Source organism: Nocardioides sp. J9 (assembly GCF_007829375.1).
GTDB lineage: Bacteria > Actinomycetota > Actinomycetes > Propionibacteriales > Nocardioidaceae > Nocardioides.
Map to the genome: position 1 here is coordinate 53,204 of NZ_VLJQ01000046.1, position 17,307 is coordinate 70,510.

10 protein-coding genes are annotated in these 17,307 nt (G+C 71.6%); 5 read left to right on the forward strand and 5 right to left on the reverse strand.

Features of this window, described 5'->3' with window-relative positions:
• Positions 1-95: 95 nt before the first annotated feature.
• The 3 genes from L615_RS03780 to L615_RS03790 are packed head-to-tail and all read right to left on the reverse strand — an operon-like array spanning position 96 to position 3,557.
• Entirely contained in the window at positions 96-1,382 is a 1,287-nt protein-coding gene (locus tag L615_RS03780; protein WP_145724167.1) for a hydroxyacid-oxoacid transhydrogenase, read from the reverse strand.
• Positions 1,379-2,263, reverse strand: a complete 885-nt coding sequence (locus L615_RS03785) for an NUDIX domain-containing protein (protein WP_028654802.1) — start codon at positions 2,261-2,263, stop codon at positions 1,379-1,381. Before L615_RS03785 ends, L615_RS03780 begins: the two co-directional genes overlap by 4 nt.
• Before the next feature lie 49 nt (positions 2,264-2,312).
• Positions 2,313-3,557 (reverse strand): geranylgeranyl reductase family protein, encoded by a 1,245-nt coding sequence (locus tag L615_RS03790; protein WP_145724168.1) that lies wholly within the window; start codon positions 3,555-3,557, stop codon positions 2,313-2,315.
• A gap of 293 nt (positions 3,558-3,850) precedes the next feature.
• On the opposite strand from L615_RS03790, the gene L615_RS03795 reads away from it, so the two are divergent.
• The 5 genes from L615_RS03795 to L615_RS03815 all read left to right on the forward strand — a co-directional run bounded on the left by L615_RS03795 (position 3,851) and on the right by L615_RS03815 (position 9,483).
• Positions 3,851-4,402 carry a hypothetical protein gene (locus tag L615_RS03795; RefSeq protein WP_145724169.1) on the forward strand — a complete coding sequence of 184 codons (552 nt, stop codon included), beginning with the start codon at positions 3,851-3,853 and terminating at the stop codon, positions 4,400-4,402.
• Positions 4,403-4,472: 70 nt separating this feature from the next.
• Positions 4,473-6,497, forward strand: a complete 2,025-nt coding sequence (locus L615_RS03800) for an ATP-binding protein (protein WP_145724170.1) — start codon at positions 4,473-4,475, stop codon at positions 6,495-6,497.
• The gene (locus L615_RS03805; RefSeq protein WP_261376544.1) at positions 6,494-7,228 is read left to right on the forward strand and encodes a response regulator transcription factor; all 735 of its coding nucleotides are present in this window, start codon (positions 6,494-6,496) and stop codon (positions 7,226-7,228) included. Before L615_RS03800 ends, L615_RS03805 begins: the two co-directional genes overlap by 4 nt.
• Before the next feature lie 75 nt (positions 7,229-7,303).
• Positions 7,304-8,014, forward strand: a complete 711-nt coding sequence (locus tag L615_RS03810; protein WP_145724171.1) for a hypothetical protein — start codon at positions 7,304-7,306, stop codon at positions 8,012-8,014.
• Positions 8,011-9,483: a hypothetical protein gene (locus L615_RS03815; RefSeq protein ID WP_028654808.1), complete on the forward strand. Its 1,473-nt coding sequence runs from the start codon at positions 8,011-8,013 to the stop codon at positions 9,481-9,483. Before L615_RS03810 ends, L615_RS03815 begins: the two co-directional genes overlap by 4 nt.
• Before the next feature lie 301 nt (positions 9,484-9,784).
• Here L615_RS03815 and L615_RS03820 read toward each other — a convergent pair whose 3' ends face one another.
• Positions 9,785-13,666, reverse strand: coding sequence for a DNA-directed RNA polymerase subunit beta' (locus L615_RS03820; protein WP_028654809.1), 3,882 nt, complete (start codon positions 13,664-13,666; stop codon positions 9,785-9,787).
• Positions 13,667-13,756: 90 nt separating this feature from the next.
• Entirely contained in the window at positions 13,757-17,266 is a 3,510-nt protein-coding gene (rpoB, locus tag L615_RS03825) for a DNA-directed RNA polymerase subunit beta (RefSeq protein ID WP_028654810.1), read from the reverse strand.
• Between the last annotated feature and the right edge of the window lie 41 nt (positions 17,267-17,307).

The following is a 17,307-nucleotide window of genomic DNA, read 5'->3' on the forward strand; positions in this document are numbered from 1 at the left end:
CAGCAGGAGCACCAGCGCAGCCGGGATGACGAGTCGACGGTGGCGCGGGTTCACGCACCGATCCTACGGTCCGCCCGGTCCGCGTCCGCATCGGCTCACCACAGCGAGAGGGAGGCGCCGACGATGCCGGCGAGGTCGTCGGCGGTCACCTGCTTGGGGGCGGTGTCCAGCAGGCGCTGCTGCTTGAGCGCACCGTCGACGAGGTCGTCGACGTCGCCCTCGTCGTAGCCCACGGCGGCGAGGCCGTTCGGGATCCCGATGTCCTGCATCAGCCTGGCGACCACGCCCGGCAGCACGTCCGGACCGTTGCCGGAGACCGTAGGGTCGAGGAGCTGGGCGGCGCGCAGGTGGCGCTGGGGCGCGGCGTCGAAGGTGAAGCGGAACGCCTCCGGTGCGGTCAGCGACACCGCCATCCCGTGCGGCACCATCGGCTCGTCCKGCGGGTAGTCGGGCGGCACGAAGTCCCGCACGCGCCCGGCGATCGGGTAGGCGTTGGCGTGCGGGATGTGCACGCCGGCGTTGCCGAAGCCCAGGCCGGCGAAGGTGGCGGCGAGCGCCATCTGCTCGGACACCACCGCGCCGAGCGCGTCGTCGGGCTTGCGGTGGACCGCGGCCCGGAAGGCGCCGGAGAGCAGGCCGAGGGCGCGCTCGGACCACAGGTCGGCGATCGGGTTGGAGCCGCAGTAGGGCACCCGCTGCTCGGGCGACTTCGCCTCGTAGTCGCCGTACCAGCGCGCGGTGTAGCTCTCCAGCGCGTGGCACAGGATGTCCATGCCCGCGGCGGCGGTGACGGCGGCAGGCTGGGTCGCCGACAGCGCCGGGTCGACCACCGCGAGGCGCGGGCGGAGCGCGGCGTGGCTGATGCCGGTCTTCACCTTCAGCGACAGCACGTCCATCACGCAGATCGTGGTCGACTCGCTGCCGGTGCCGGTCGTGGTCGGCACCGCGACCAGCGGGAGCACGGGCTGCTCGGGCGCCCGGGCCTTGCCGACGGGGGCGTTGACGTAGTCCATCAGCTCGCCGGGGTTGGTCACCAGCAGTGCGACCGCCTTCGCAGTGTCGATGGACGACCCGCCGCCGACCGCGACCACCGCGTCGAACGGGCCCTCGGAGCGCGCGAACGCGACCGCCTCCTCCATCGACACGTCCGTCGGCTCGACCCGGGCCCGGTCGAAGACGACGACCTCCAGCCCGCTCGAGCGCAGCGCGCCCGCGACGTCGTCCGCGTGACCGACGAGCGCGACCCCGGGGTCGGTCACCAGCAGCACCCGGCGCGCGCCCCAGGCGCTGACGTCGTACCCGATCTCGCGGGATGCGCCGCGCCCGAACTTGAGCGCCGGCGCGGCGTAGGTGAAGACGGTCTCCTGCCGAGAAGTGGTCACACCTTCACGTTATCGCCGGCCACCTCGATCGCCGCGCGGACCGAGCCGTAGACCTTGAGCCGGCCCGCGGCGACGTCGGCGAGCGGGACCCAGGCGACGTGGTCCGTCGTACCGCCCTCCTCGACGACGCGGGGCTCGCCCTCGCCGACGCGTGCGCGGTAGATGATGCCGATGGCGTGGAAGTCCTCGGCGCGGCCGTTGGGGGCGGTGCCGGTGAAGTGGTGGTCGAGGACCGTCAGCAGGCCGGTCGCCTCCCCCTCGAGGCCGCACTCCTCCCACAGCTCGCGGCGGATCGTGTCCGTCGGGGACTCGCCGTGGTCGATGCCACCCCCGGGCAGGTGCCAGGTCCCGGGGTCGGGGGCGAGGTCGGAGGTGCGGGTGAGCAGGATGGCGCCGTCGCGCACCACGTAGGCGTAGGCGGCGGCGCGCTGCCGGCGACGGACCTGGTACGACGCCAGCGCCTCGCCCACGAGGCCGACCGTCGGCACGGTGCCGTCGAGCACCTCGGCGAGCGGCTTCCAGGCGGCCTCGGCGGTGCTGCCGTCGACCTCGGTGACGTGGGGCTCGGGCGCGTCGGCGGGCACCCAGCCCTCGAAGACGATCCGCACCGAGTGCGCGTCGACGCGACGGCCCCGGCGCCACGCGTCGGCGACGTGCATCGAGAACACGTGGGCGGTCGGCTCGACGGTCACGTCGAGGCCGGTCTCCTCGTAGACCTCCCGCACCACCGCGTCGGCGGGGTCCTCACCGTGGTCGACACCGCCGCCGGGGAGCGACCACAGCTCCTTGCGGGTGACCTTCTCCGAGAGCCGCGAGAGCAGGATCTGGTCGCCCCGGACGATGACGGCGTACGCCGCCAGTCGCTGCACCCGCTGCGCCATCGCCGCCTCCTGTCCGTCTCGGTCCACCCTAGGGCGTGCCCGGTGGCGGTCAGGAGAAGGGCGGGCGGGCGTCCCTGGCGAGGGAGCGCTTGCCGGCCCAGCGCCACACGCGCGCCGCGCGGTCGCGGTCCTCGTCGGTGACGAGGTTGCCCATCCAGCGCAGCGCGAGGGTCATCAGCAGGTCCGAGCGCATGCCGAGCGGACCCAGCGTGGGCAGCAGGCGCGGGACGGTGACGAGGCCGGCGAGGCGACGGGCGATGGAGAACGACTCGCCGTAGTGCTCGCGCAGCAGCGCCGGCCAGACCGTGGCGAGGTCGACGTCGGGGGTCTCGGCCAGCAGCTCGGCGACCAGTCGCCCGGTCTCGAGGCCGTAGTCGATGCCCTCGCCGTTGAGCGGGTTGACGCAGGCGGCCGCGTCGCCGATCAGCGCCCAGTTGCGGCCGGCGACGTTGGACACCGCGCCGCCCATCGGCAGGAGCGCCGAGGTCGGCATGCGCAGCTCCTCGCCGAGGCCGAACTCCTCACGGAGCCGGTCGGCGTACAGCGCCATCAGCGGCTTGATCGCGACGTCCGCGGGTCGCTTGGCGGTCGCGAGCGTGCCGGCACCGAGGTTGACCTCACCGGCACCGGCGCCGAGGGGGAAGATCCAGCCGTAGCCGGAGAGGATCTCGTCCTGCTCGCCGCGCAGCTCGAGGTGGGAGCTGATCCACGGGTCGTCCGCGCGCGACGACTTCACGTAGCAGCGCCCGGCGACGCCGTACACGGTGTCGCGGTGCCACTCCCGGCCGAGCACCTTGCCCAGCGGCGAGCGGACCCCGTCGGCGACGACGAGGCGGCGGCAGGCGACCTCGCGGCCGTCCTTGAACACCACGGCGGCGACCCGGTCGCCGTCCATGCGCACGTCGACGGCGCGAGCGCCCTCGAGGCCGACGGCGCCGGAGTCCAGCGCGGTCGTGCGGAGGTGGTCGTCGAGCTCGGTGCGGGCCACGGCGCTGCCCCAATCCGGCAGGTGGCCGCCCGGCCAGGGCAGGTGCAGCGTCTGCCCGAACCCGTGGGCGCGCAGGCCCTGGTTGACGGTGTGCGAGCGGACCCAGTCCCGCAGGCCGAGCCGCTCGAGCTCGCCGATCGCGCGCGGGGTGAGCCCGTCGCCGCAGGTCTTGTCGCGGGGGAAGACGGCGGCGTCCGCGAGCACCACGTCGGCGCCCGCGCGGGCCGCCCACGCCGCAGCCGCCGATCCGGCCGGACCGGCGCCGACGACGAGGACGTCGGTGCTCACCGGGGTGCTCGCGCTCATCCTCCGATTGTGTCAGCCGCCCTCCCGCTCCCGCGCATCCACCACCCCGCCCGTGGGACAGCCTGTGGAGACAGCTGCGATAGTCCCGGGCCAAAAGCACCGCGACACGCCGGTCCAGGGTGCTTTTGACCCGGGACTACCGCCGCGTCGTCCACAGGCAGGTGCCCGGGAAGTCGGGCCGCGGGGCACTGGAATCCGGGTCGGCGGGGTCGTGAGGGTCGGGGCATGCAGCTTCCTCGACCGACCACCGGCACCGCACCGACCACGTCCGCCCTCGTCACCGGGGTGGCCCGGTGAGGGCCGGACGGAGGCGGTCCCGCGCCGTCGCCGCGGCAGCCTGGGCCCTGCTGGCGGTGGCCGGTACGACGTTGGTGACCGGGTGCGACGACGGCGGCGAGCCGCCCGGTGCCCGCGGCGTCCCCGGCAACGAGGGCGGTGACACCCCGGGCGGTCCCGGCGGGCCCGGCGACGACACCGACGGCGCCCCGGGCGCCGGAGACGTGCCGGAGGAGTGCCGCGAACCGTTCCCGCTCGCGTTCGGCCCCGCCGACCTGGACGACATCGCCCTGCTGCCCGACGGGTTCCCCGACCCACCGGTCCCGGCGACCCTGTGCCTGACCGACGAGACGTTCGACGGGACGCAGGAGTCGGCGTCGTACGCGACCTCGGCCAGCGAGGAGGAGGTGCTCGCCGGCTACGAGGCGGCACTCGCCGACCTCTCGCCGGTCAGGGAGCAGGACGGCGCCGGCCGGCCGGTCGTGACCGCCAGCGACGGTGACCTCTTCATCCAGGTCACCCCGCGCCCCGGCGGCTTCGTGCTGGCCCTCGCCCTGAGCTCGGGGTGAGCCGCCGGTGGGGTGGTCGACTCGGCCGAACCGGTCACCTCACCGGCCCGGACCGGCGATGATGGCGCCCGTGCCAGCGACGACCAGCGGCCCCGCCCCGGTGCGCGGGCTCCCCGAGCGCGCCGGCGCGGCCCTCGGCGTCGTGCTGGTCGCGCTCGGCCTCGCGACGCTGGCGAGCCTGCTGCTCACCGCGGAGGCGCCGGGCCCGTCGTACGAGGTCCGGCGCGAGCTGGCGCCGTTCGACCTGGTGATGAGCGCGGTCTACGGCACGGTCGGCGCACTGATGGTCGCCCGGCGGCGCCACCTCGCCGGCTGGGTCTTCCTCGTCGTCGGGTGGGGGTACGGCGTCACGGCGGCCAGCATCGCCTGGACGGTCCTCGGCGGGGAGCACCCCGACCTGCCGGGCCTGGCGTGGGCGCCGCCGGTGGTGCTGGCCGGCTGGACCACCTCGGCGCTGCTCACCGTGCTGGTCCTGCCGTGGCTGCTGACCCCCCGGGCGCCGACCGGCTGGCTGCGCGGCGGCGCGATCGGCGGGGCCGCCGTCGTGGCGGTCGCGGCCGTCGTGCGGATGCTGCTCCAGGTCCCCGGCGCCCCGCCGCACCCGCTGACCGGCGGCGGCCGGGTCTCGGACCTGGCCCGCCGCGCCGACGACGCCCTGATCCCGGTGTACTTCCTGCTCGCCCTGCTGGTCGCGGCGCACCTGGCGTGGCGGCTGCGGCGAGCGCCGGTCCAGCAGCGGCGGGAGCTGCTGTGGTTCGTGGCCTCGGTGCTGGCGGTCGCCGTGGGCTACATGGCCTTCGAGATCGGCGTCAGCCTCGACGGGCGGTGGTTCGTGATCGGCACCGCCGCCATGTTCGTCGCGGCCCTGACCCTGCCGGCGGTGGTGTTCCTGCTGCTGCGCCGACAGCCGTCGTGGCAGCTCGACCTCGCGATCTCCCGCACCCTGGTGGGCGGCCTGCTCACGGCGATCCTGGTCGCGAGCTACGTCGTGCTGGTGTGGGCGCTGAGCATGGTCGCGCCATGGGGCGAGCAGTCGCGCGGCGTGGTCGTCGTCGCCGGCCTCGCCCTCGCCGTCCTGCCGCTGCGCGACTGGCTGCAGCGCCAGGTCGAGCGGCTCGTCTTCGGCTCGGGGGCGGACCCGTCGGTGCTGCTGGAGCGGGTGGCCCAGGCCCTGAGCGCGGCCGACGAGGACCAGCCGCAGCTCGACGGGATGATCGCCGCACTGCGCCGCGCCCTGCGCCTGAGCCGGGTCGAGGTCACCCTCCACGACACGCTGCTGACCGCCGACGGCCGCGAGGAAGAGGACCAGGACGAGCGCGCCATCCGGCTCCCGCTCAGCAACGGCCGCACGATCGGCGAGCTGGTCGCGGTCGCACCCCGCGGCGAGCGCCTCGACCCGCGCTCGGTGCGGCTGCTGCGCCAGATCTCCGGCCTCGTCGCCGTCGCCGCGGAGCTCGACGAGACCAACCGGGCGCTGGAGGCCGCGCGGGCACGGGTCGTCGAGGTGCGCCACGAGGAGCGGCGCCTGCTGCGCCGCGAGCTCCACGACGGCCTCGGCCCGGCCCTGTCCGGCACCGCGCTCGCCCTCGCCGCCGTACCGGCCACGTCCTCGCTCAGCGCGGACGACGCCGTCCTGCTGCGCCGCCTCGTCGAGGAGCTCAGCCGGCGGGCCGACGACGTGCGCCAGATGGCGCGGGTGCTGCTGCCGCCGGTGCTCGACGACGGGCGGCTCGGCGAGGCACTGGCCTTGCTGGCCGACCGCTACTCGATGGGCCGCTTCTCGGTCTCCGTGGACGCGCCGCAGGCCGACCGGCTCGACGGGATCCACCAGGTCGTGGTCTACCAGGTCGCCGCCGAGGCCGTCCGGAACGCGGCGCGGCACGCGGGCGCGCGACACTGCCTGGTCCGCGTGGAGCTGCCCGACGGCGGCGGGGTGCGTCTGGAGGTCTGCGACGACGGGCGCGGCATCAGCGCCGAGGCCGCGCCCGGCGTGGGCATGGCGTCCATGCGGGAGCGGGCGGGCGAGCTGGGCGGGTCGGTCGAGGTCACCGCCACCGAGGGAAGGGGGACCACTGTGGTCATGGTGCTGCCGTGAGCACGTCCGAGGGCACCGCCGGAAACCCGGTCGGGACTGTGTCCGGCAGCGCGTCGGGCGCGAGCGACACGATCCGGGTGGTGGTCGTCGACGACCACCCGGTCTTCCGGATCGGCATGAGTGCGCTGCTGCGCTCGCTGCCGGACGTGGAGGTGGTCGGGGAGGCCGCCGACGGTGACGAGGCGCTGGCGGTCGTCGCCGAGCACGCTCCCGACGTCGTGCTCATGGACCTCGACCTCGCCGGCGACTCCGGCGTCGAGACGACCCGAGAGCTGTGTCGCCGGGCCCCCACCCTGGGGGTCCTGGTGATCACCATGCTCGGCGACGACGACTCGCTCTTCGCCTCGATCCGCGCGGGGGCACGGGGCTTCCTGCTCAAGGGCGCCTCGCCGGACGAGGTCGCCCGCGCCGTCCGCTCGGTCGCCAACGGCGACTTCCTGCTCGGGCCGCAGCTGGCGCAGCGCGGCGCGCTCTACCTGTCCGGGGCCCGCACCCGCGGCACGGTGCCCTTTCCCGAGCTCACCGACCGGGAGCGCGAGGTGGTCGACCTGGTCGCCCGCGGCTACGACAACGCGACCATCGCACGGCGGCTGGTGCTGAGCACCAAGACCGTGCGCAACTACGTGTACGGCGTGCTGGCCAAGCTCGACGTCCCCGACCGCGGCCAGCTCATCGTCCGGGCCCGCCAGGCCGGTCTGGGCGGCGACGAGCCGGAGGACACAGGTCGGTAGCCCGGGCGGCGTGCCCGGGAAGTCGGGCGCTGCTGACCTGTCCCCCGGGCCGTCGGGCCGCGCACGCTCGGCAGCATGAACGAGACGACCCCCCTGACCACGCCAGCGGGCGCTCCGCCCGGCCCCGCGCCTTCGCGCTTCACGGCGTGGCCCCTGATGATCACGCTCTGTGGGCTGCTCGGCCTGGTCGCCCTCCTGCTGGAGGGACGGCCTGACAACAGCAGCGACTTCGACTACCCCGTGACCGCGGAGCACGTGCTCGAGATCGACCATCTGCCGTACCGGCTCTCCGGCGCGATCGGCTACGTCGTCGCGCTCCTGCTCGTCGCAGCTGCGGTGATGTGGCGGCACCGCGTCGAGCGCCGGTTCCCCGGGTCGGCCGGGGCGACGGCCGTGTCCTACGGCGTGCTGGCCACCGCCGCCCTGGTGACCCTCACGTACGGCTGGCGCGGCGCGTTGGGCGACTACCTGCCCGGCGGACCGGAGGAGGACACCTACGACACCGAGGGGCTCTACAACTACTTCGTGATGACCGACTTCAGCCCCTACATCGCCTTCGTTCCGTTGCTGGCCTCGGCGTACGGTCTGGCGTGGATGGCGTTCCACGAGCGCCTGGTCTCGCGGGGTCTCGGAGCGCTGTCGGCCGTCTTCGCCAGTGCGCTGCTGCTGGCGGTCTTCGTCACCGGCGTGCCCGGGCTTCCCGCCCTGATCGTGGTCGGTCTCATCGTCGCCGGCATCTGGCTCGCCGTGGGTCGCAGCCCGATCACGATGGAGGTCGGCCGATGAGGCGCCGCATCGCCCGGACCGGCGCCATGGTGTCGGCCGCCGTGCTGGTCACGGCCACCGCGCCCGCCCTCGCCCAGCCCGGTACCGACCCCGAGGTCCCGAGGGACACCATCGGGCCCGCGATCGCGATCACCGCCCCGGACCCGGTCTGGCAGGACTGGCACGGCGGCGCCGTCGAGCTCTCGGTCCGCGCCACCGACATCAGCGGGGTCGAGTTCGTCTCCTACACCCTCGACGGCGCCCAGTCGGGCGGCGGTTCGTTCCCCGTGTCCTCGGGCAAGGTGTCGGTCTGGGCCGACGGCGTCACCACGATCACCGTCACCGCGATCGACGGGGAGGGCAACGACGCGACGAAGACCCACACCGTGCGGGTCGACGCGACGGACCCGACGACGCAGCTGCTGGGCGTCGCGAACGGCGCCCGGCTGGTTCGCGGCTCGCTGCACGCGCTGTTCCACAGCTGCGAGGACCTGCGCACCGGCATCGCGAGCTGCGCGACGACACCGCCCCGCACCTCGGGCGCCGGCGTCGACACCAGCACGCTCGGGCAGCACACGATCACCCTCACCGCGACCGACAACGTCGGCCGGACGAGCACCCGCAGCCTGAGCTACACCGTCGTCGAGCCGGAGCTGCGCGTCACGCGGCCCCCCGAGGTCACCGGGCACACGGGCGCACCCCGTGTCGGGGACATCCTGCACGTCTCGGGTGCGGAGTTCGAGCCGGCCGCGGAGTCGCTGACCTACCGGTGGGTCCGGGGCGCGGAGATCGTCGCCACCGGCACGTCGTACGAGGTGACCGCTGCGGACCTGGGCCACCAGGTCGGCGTCCAGGTGACCGGGCACCGCAGCGGGCACGAGGACCTGACGTGGGGCAACCTCTACGTCGGCTGGGCAGTCGAGGGCGAGTTCACGGTCAGCGGCGTGGGGCGGCTGAGCGGGACCGCGACCGAGGGCCGCACGCTGCGAGTGACGCCGCCGGAGGTGAGCCCGACGCCGACCTCGACCACCTACGAGTGGACCGTCGGCTCACGGGTGGTCACCACCTCGGTCCCGACGCTGGCGCTGACGTCGGCGATGGTCGGCCGGCGGGTCAGCGTCCGGGTCGGCTTCCAGGCGCCGGGCCGCACCACCGCCTGGACTCCGGCGACCCTCACCGGCGAGCCGGGCGGGGCGACCCGGACCGCCGTGGTCACCGGCAAGGCCTGGAAGGTGCTGCGTCGCCCCGCCGTCACCGGCACCCCGCGGGTCGGCAAGCGCCTCGCCGTTCGCGCACCGCGGCTGTCGGGCAAGGCCCAGCGCCTGACCTACCAGTGGCTGCGCAACGGCAAGGTGATCAAGGGCGCCACCGGCACGCGCTACGTCCTACGCACAGCCGACCGCGGCAAGCGGATCAGCGTCCGGGTCCGCGCCACGACACCGCACCGCCCGGCCACCCGCGCCACCTCCCCCGCCGTCCGCATCCGCTGACGGCTCCCTCCCCCCAGGGCGAAGGCCCTCCCGACCGGCGTCGGGAGGGCCTTCGTACGTCGTGGGCGAGTCCACGCGCGTCACGTGGTGGCCGTTCCCGGGCGAGCGTGACCCGCCACTTCCTGACCGTTCCTGTTGCTTCCTGACCTTTGCAACACTCAGGAAGCGAGGGAATCACCGCTGAGGAGGTGATTCCGCCCCCCGCCGGGCGCCGCGCCCGGAACGCCCGAAGGCCCCCACGAGCGTGCTCGCGGGGGCCTTCGGCTGGTTGACCCGGTCTCGGACCGGGACCTGGCTTCGCTCAGTTCTGGTACGAACCGAAGTCGAAGTCGTCGAGCGCGACGGCCTGGCCGGCCGCGTTGCCGAACTCGTAGTCGTAGGACTCGTAGCCCGTGACGGCGTACGCCGCGGCGCGCGCCTCCTCGGTCGGCTCGACGCGGATGTTCCGGTAGCGCTCCAGGCCGGTGCCGGCCGGGATGAGCTTGCCGATGATCACGTTCTCCTTCAGGCCACGCAGGCTGTCGGAGCGGCCGTTGATCGCGGCGTCGGTGAGCACCCGGGTGGTCTCCTGGAAGGAGGCCGCCGAGAGCCACGACTCGGTCGCGAGCGAGGCCTTGGTGATGCCCATGAGCTCCGGACGACCCGAGGCCGGCTTGCCGCCCTCGGAGACCACGCGACGGTTCTCCTCCTCGAAGAGCACGCGGTCGACCAGGTCGGAGGGCAGCAGGTTGGTGTCACCCGACTCGAGCACGGTGATCCGGCGCAGCATCTGCCGCACGATGATCTCGATGTGCTTGTCGTGGATCGACACACCCTGGCTGCGGTAGACCTCCTGGACCTCGTCGACGAGGTGCTGCTGCGTCCGGCGGACACCGAGGATGCGGAGCACCTCCTTCGGGTCCGGCGTACCCTTGGTCAGCATCTGGCCGACCTCGATGTGGTCGCCGTCGTTGACCAGCAGGGCCGAGCGGCGGCTGACGACGTACTCGATGACGTCGGAGCCGTCGTCCGGGGTGACCAGGACCTTGCGGGCCTTGTCGGTCTCCTCGATCTGCACGCGGCCGGCGGCCTCGGAGATCGGGGAGACACCCTTGGGCGTACGGGCCTCGAAGAGCTCGACGACGCGGGGCAGACCCTGCGTGATGTCGTCGGCGGAGGCCACACCACCGGTGTGGAAGGTACGCATGGTCAGCTGCGTGCCGGGCTCACCGATCGACTGGGCGGCGATGATGCCGACGGCCTCGCCGATGTCGACCAGCTTGCCGGTGGCCAGCGAGCGGCCGTAGCACTTGGCGCAGGTGCCGGTACGGGCGTCGCAGGTCAGCACGGAGCGCACGGAGACGGTCTCGATGCCGGCCTCGATGAGCTCGGCGATCTTGACGTCACCGAGGTCCTCGCCCGCGGCGGCGAGCACCTCGCCGGTCTCCGGGTGGGCGATGTCCTTGGCCGCCGTACGGGCGTAGGCCGCGGTCTCGGCGTTGTCGTCCTTGACGACGGTGCCGTCCTCGGTCCGCACGCCGATGACCTTCGGCAGGCCACGCTCGGTGCCGCAGTCGTCCTCACGGATGATGACGTCCTGCGAGACGTCGACCAGACGACGGGTCAGGTAACCCGAGTCGGCCGTACGCAGCGCGGTGTCGGCCAGACCCTTGCGTGCACCGTGGGTCGAGATGAAGTACTCCAGCACCGACAGGCCCTCACGGAAGTTGGCCTTGATCGGGCGCGGGATGATCTCGCCCTTCGGGTTCGCCACCAGGCCTCGCATGGCGCCGACCTGGTTGATCTGGTTGAAGTTACCCGAGGCGCCCGAGTGCACCTGCACGTAGATCGGGTTGGTCGGGTTGGCCTCGAACGTCGACCGCAGGGCCTTGCCGACCTCCTGGCTGGCCTTGGTCCAGATCTCGATGAGCTCCTGGCGGCGCTCCTCGTCGGTCACCAGACCGCGCTCGAACTGCTTCTGGATCTTGGCGGCCTGCGCCTCGTACTCGCCGAGCAGCTCCGCCTTGTTCTCCGGCGTGATGACGTCGTCGATCGAGACGGTGACACCCGAGCGGGTGGCCCAGTGGAAGCCGTTGTCCTTGAGGGCGTCCAGCGACGCCGCCACGACCACCTTGGGGTAGCGCTCGGCGAGGTCGTTGACGATGGCGCCGAGGCGCTTCTTGCCGACCTCCTCGTTGATGTACGGGTAGTCCGCCGGCAGCGTGTCGTTGAAGATCGTGCGGCCGAGGGTGGTCTCGAGCAGGACGGGCTCGCCCGGCTCGTGGCCCTCGATGACGTAGTCGGTCAGCATGATCTTCACGCGGTCCTGCAGCGCGATCTCGCCACGGTCGTAGGCCATGATCGCCTCGGACGGGGACGAGAAGGAGCGCAGGTGCGTCTCGCCGTCGACCTCGACCGTCGCCTGGCCACGCTCGGTGGTCAGGAAGAACAGGCCGATGATCATGTCCTGGGTCGGCATGGTCACCGGACGGCCGTCCGACGGCTTGAGGATGTTGTTCGTCGACAGCATCAGGATGCGGGCCTCGGCCTGCGCCTCCGCGGAGAGCGGCAGGTGGACAGCCATCTGGTCACCGTCGAAGTCCGCGTTGAACGCGGTGCAGACGAGCGGGTGCAGCTGGATGGCCTTGCCCTCGACGAGCTGCGGCTCGAAGGCCTGGATGCCGAGGCGGTGCAGGGTGGGCGCACGGTTGAGCAGCACGGGGTGCTCGGTGATGACCTCTTCGAGGACGTCCCACACGACCGGGCGGCCGCGCTCGACCATCCGCTTGGCCGACTTGATGTTCTGCGCGTGCGACAGGTCCACGAGCCGCTTCATGACGAACGGCTTGAAGAGCTCCAGCGCCATCTGCTTGGGCAGGCCGCACTGGTGCAGCTTCAGCTGCGGACCCGACACGATGACCGAACGGCCCGAGTAGTCGACGCGCTTGCCGAGCAGGTTCTGGCGGAAGCGACCCTGCTTGCCCTTGAGCATGTCGGACAGCGACTTGAGCGGCCGGTTGCCCGGGCCGGTCACGGGACGACCGCGGCGACCGTTGTCGAACAGCGAGTCGACGGCCTCCTGGAGCATCCGCTTCTCGTTGTTGACGATGATCTCCGGCGCACCGAGGTCGAGCAGCCGCTTGAGGCGGTTGTTGCGGTTGATGACGCGGCGGTACAGGTCGTTGAGGTCGGAGGTCGCGAAGCGACCACCGTCGAGCTGCACCATCGGGCGCAGGTCCGGCGGGATGACCGGGACGGCGTCGAGGACCATGCCCTCGGGCTTGTTGCCGGTCTTGCGGAAGGCCTCGACGACCTTGAGGCGCTTGAGGGCGCGGACCTTGCGCTGGCCCTTGCCGGTGGCGATCGTCTCGCGCAGGCTCTCGACCTCGGCGTCGAGGTCGAAGGACTGCAGGCGCTTCTGGATCGCCGTGGCGCCCATGTGGCCCTCGAAGTACTTGCCGAACCAGTTCTTCATCTCGCGGTAGAGGACCTCGTCACCCATGAGGTCCTGCACCTTGAGGCTCTTGAAGGTCTCCCATACCTCCTCGAGGCGGTCCAGCTCGCGCTGGGCGCGGTCGCGCAGCTGCTTGAGCTCACGCTCGGCACCGTCGCGGACCTTGCGGCGCTGGTCGGCCTTGGCACCCTCGGCCTCGAGGGCCGCGAGGTCCTCCTCCAGCTTCTTGGTCCGGTCCTCGAGGCCGGCGTCGCGGCGCTTCTCGATGGACTGGCGCTGCAGGCTGATCTTGCCCTCGAGGTCGGCGAGGTCGCGGTGGCGCGCCTCGTCGTCGACGTGGGTGATCATGTAGGCCGCGAAGTAGATGACCTTCTCGAGGTCCTTCGGCGCCAGGTCGAGCAGGTAGCCCAGGCGGCTCGGCACACCCTTGAAGTACCAGATGTGCGTGACCGGGGCGGCCAGCTCGATGTGGCCCATCCGCTCACGGCGGACCTTGGACCGGGTCACCTCGACGCCGCAGCGCTCGCAGATGATGCCCTTGAAGCGCACGCGCTTGTACTTGCCGCAGTAGCACTCCCAGTCCCGGGTGGGACCGAAGATCTTCTCGCAGAAGAGGCCGTCACGCTCGGGCTTGAGCGTGCGGTAGTTGATGGTCTCCGGCTTCTTGACCTCGCCGTGGCTCCAGGTGCGGATGTCGTCCGCGGTAGCCAGGCCGATCTGAAGCTGGTCGAAGAAGTTCACGTCGAGCACGGTGGCTGATGTCCTTCGTTAGTTCTTGAAAGTGAGGCTGGGGACTGAGGGAGGCGGTACGACGCCCGGGGCGTCGTACCGCCGTCGCGCTCAGACTTCTTCGACCGTCGAGGGCTCGCGACGCGACAGGTCGATGCCGAGCTCCTCGGCGGCGCGGAAGACGTCCTCCTCCGCGTCGCGCATCTCGATGGCGGTGCCGTCCTGCGACAGGACCTCCACGTTGAGGCAGAGCGACTGCATCTCCTTGACGAGCACCTTGAACGACTCCGGGATGCCGGAGTCGGGGATGTTCTCGCCCTTGACGATGGCCTCGTAGACCTTGACGCGACCGGGCACGTCGTCGGACTTGATGGTCAGCAGCTCCTGCAGGGCGTAGGCGGCGCCGTACGCCTCCATGGCCCAGACCTCCATCTCGCCGAACCGCTGGCCACCGAACTGGGCCTTACCGCCCAGCGGCTGCTGCGTGATCATCGAGTAGGGGCCGGTCGAGCGGGCGTGGATCTTGTCGTCGACCAGGTGGTGCAGCTTGAGGATGTACATGTAGCCGACCGAGACCGGGTCCTTGAACGGCTCGCCGGAGCGGCCGTCGAACAGGCTGGCCTTGCCGGTCTCCTTGACCATCCGGACGCCGTCGCGGTTGGGCAGGGTCTGGCCGAGCAGGCCGGTGATCTCGTCCTCGCGGGCGCCGTCGAAGACCGGCGTCGCCAGCTTGGTGTCGGGCTGTGCCTCGTCCGCGCCGATGGCGACGAGCCGCTGGGCCCACTCCTCGTCGCGGAGGTCGGCGTCGATGTGCCAGCCCTGCTTGCCGAGCCAGCCCAGGTGCAGCTCGAGGATCTGGCCGATGTTCATCCGTCGCGGGACACCCAAGGGGTTGAGCACGACGTCGACCGGCGTGCCGTCCTCGAGGAACGGCATGTCCTCGATCGGCAGGATCTTCGCGATGACACCCTTGTTGCCGTGACGGCCGGCGAGCTTGTCACCCACGGAGATCTTGCGCTTCTGCGCGACGTAGACGCGCACCAGCTGGTTGACGCCCGGCGGGAGCTCGTCGCCCTCCTCGCGGTCGAAGACCCGGACGCCGATGACCGTGCCGGTCTCGCCGTGCGGGACCTTCATCGAGGTGTCGCGGACCTCGCGCGCCTTCTCGCCGAAGATCGCGCGGAGCAGGCGCTCCTCGGGGGTCAGCTCGGTCTCGCCCTTGGGCGTGACCTTGCCGACGAGCAGGTCGCCGTCGCGGACCTCGGCACCGATGCGGATGATGCCGCGCTCATCGAGGTCGGCCAGCATCTCCTCGGAGACGTTCGGGATGTCCCGGGTGATCTCCTCGGGGCCCAGCTTGGTGTCGCGGGCGTCGACCTCGTGCTCCTCGATGTGGATCGAGGTGAGGACGTCCTCCTGCACCAGGCGCTGGCTGAGGATGATGGCGTCCTCGTAGTTGTGGCCCTCCCACGGCATGAACGCCACGAGGAGGTTGGTGCCCAGCGCCATCTCGGCGTTGTCCGTGCAGGGACCGTCGGCGATCGGCGAGCCGACCTCGACGCGGTCGCCGGCCTCGACCAGCGGACGCTGGTTGATGCAGGTGCCCTGGTTGGAGCGCTTGAACTTCGCGAGGCGGTACGACGAGTAGCCGCCGTCGTCGTCCATGGTCTCGACCAGGTCGGCCGAGACGGACTTGACGACGCCCGCCTTGGTGGCGACGACGACGTCACCGGCGTCGACCGCAGCGCGGTACTCGATGCCGGTGCCGACGATCGGGCTGTCGCTCTTGATGAGCGGGACGGCCTGGCGCTGCATGTTCGCGCCCATGAGCGCGCGGTTGGCGTCGTCGTGCTCGAGGAACGGGATCAGCGCGGTCGCGACCGACACCATCTGGCGCGGCGAGACGTCCATGTAGTCGACGTCGTCGGCCGGGACCTCGGCGACCTCGCCGTCGCGCTGGCGGACCAGCACGCGCTCGTCGGTGAAGCGGTTGTCGGCGCCCAGGGCCGCGTTGGCCTGGGCGATGACGTACCGGTCCTCGTCGTCCGCGGTGAGGTAGTCGATCTTGTCGGTGACCTGGCCGTTCTCGACCTTGCGGTAGGGCGTCTCCACGAAGCCGAACGGGTTGATCCGGCCGTAGGAGGCGAGCGAGCCGATCAGACCGATGTTCGGGCCCTCAGGGGTCTCGATCGGGCACATGCGGCCGTAGTGCGACGGGTGGACGTCACGGACCTCCATGCCGGCGCGGTCGCGGGACAGACCACCGGGGCCGAGCGCGGAGAGGCGACGCTTGTGCGTCAGGCCGGCGATCGGGTTGGTCTGGTCCATGAACTGCGACAGCTGCGAGGTGCCGAAGAACTCCTTCAGCGCCGCGACGACCGGGCGGATGTTGATGAGGGACTGCGGCGTGATCGCCTCGACGTCCTGGGTCGTCATCCGCTCGCGGACCACGCGCTCCATGCGGGCGAGGCCGGTGCGGAGCTGGTTCTGGATCAGCTCGCCGACCGTGCGCATGCGACGGTTGCCGAAGTGGTCGATGTCGTCGGCCTGGACCGGCAGGTCCTTGCCGTCGGCGTCGGTGAGGACCTCGCCGCCGATGGCGGTGACGAACTCGTCGCCGTTGTGGAGCTGGACGATGTACTTGATCGTCGCGACCATGTCGGCGATCGTCATCGTCTGCTGGTCGAAGGCCTGGTGGAGGCCCAGCTTCTTGTTGACCTTGTAGCGGCCGACCTTGGCCAGGTCGTAGCGCTTCGGGTTGAAGTAGTAGTTCTTCAGCAGCGTCAGCGCGGCCTCGCGCGTCGGCGGCTCGCCCGGGCGCAGCTTGCGGTAGATGTCGAGCAGCGCGTCGTCCGGACCGGAGGTGTTGTCCTTCTCCTCCGTCAGCTGGATCGACTCGTACTGGCGCAGGTCGGCCATGACGGCCTCGTAGTCGTAGGCCTCGCCGGTGTCCTCGGCGATCGCCTGCAGCGCCTTGAGCAGGACGGTGACGTTCTGCTTGCGCTTGCGGTCGAGGCGGACGCCGACCATGTCGCGCTTGTCGATCTCGAACTCGAGCCACGCACCGCGGCTCGGGATGAGCTTGGCGGTGTAGATGTCCTTGTCGGACGTCTTGTCGGCGGAGCGCTCGAAGTACACGCCGGGCGAGCGCACGAGCTGCGACACGACGACGCGCTCGGTGCCGTTGATGACGAAGGTGCCCTTCGGGGTCATGAGCGGGAAGTCGCCCATGAACACGGTCTGGCCCTTGATCTCACCGGTCTCGTTGTTCGTGAACTCGGCGGAGACGTAGAGCGGGGCGGAGTAGGTGAGGTCCTTCTCCTTGCACTCGTCGACCGTGTACTTCGGGTCGTAGAACACGGGGTTCTCGAACGAGAGCGACATGGTCTCGGAGAAGTCCTCGATCGGGGAGATCTCCTCGAAGATCTCCTCGAGACCGGACTTGAAGGTGGCGTCCTCCCCCGCGTCGATGCGGGCCTGGATACGGGCCTGGTGGGCCTCGTTGCCGACGAGCCAGTCGAAGCTGTCGGTCTGGAGGGAGAGGAGCTGCGGGAGCTCCAGCGGCTGCTGGATCTTCGCGAAAGAAATGCGGGACTTACCGGGGGTGGTGCGCGCGGCCAAGAGTTGTCCTTCGACGGGTTCGACTCTTCGAGAAGCGCCCT

Bases quoted from the DNA above. Each gene is read 5' to 3' on its own strand.
- L615_RS03785 (WP_028654802.1), bottom strand. From the start codon at position 2,263: ATGGCGCAGCGGGTGCAGCGACTGGCGGCGTACGCCGTCATCGTCCGG.
- L615_RS03810 (WP_145724171.1), top strand. From the start codon at position 7,304: ATGAACGAGACGACCCCCCTGACCACGCCAGCGGGCGCTCCGCCCGGC.
- L615_RS03815 (WP_028654808.1), top strand. From the start codon at position 8,011: ATGAGGCGCCGCATCGCCCGGACCGGCGCCATGGTGTCGGCCGCCGTG.
- L615_RS03790 (WP_145724168.1), bottom strand. From the start codon at position 3,557: ATGAGCGCGAGCACCCCGGTGAGCACCGACGTCCTCGTCGTCGGCGCC.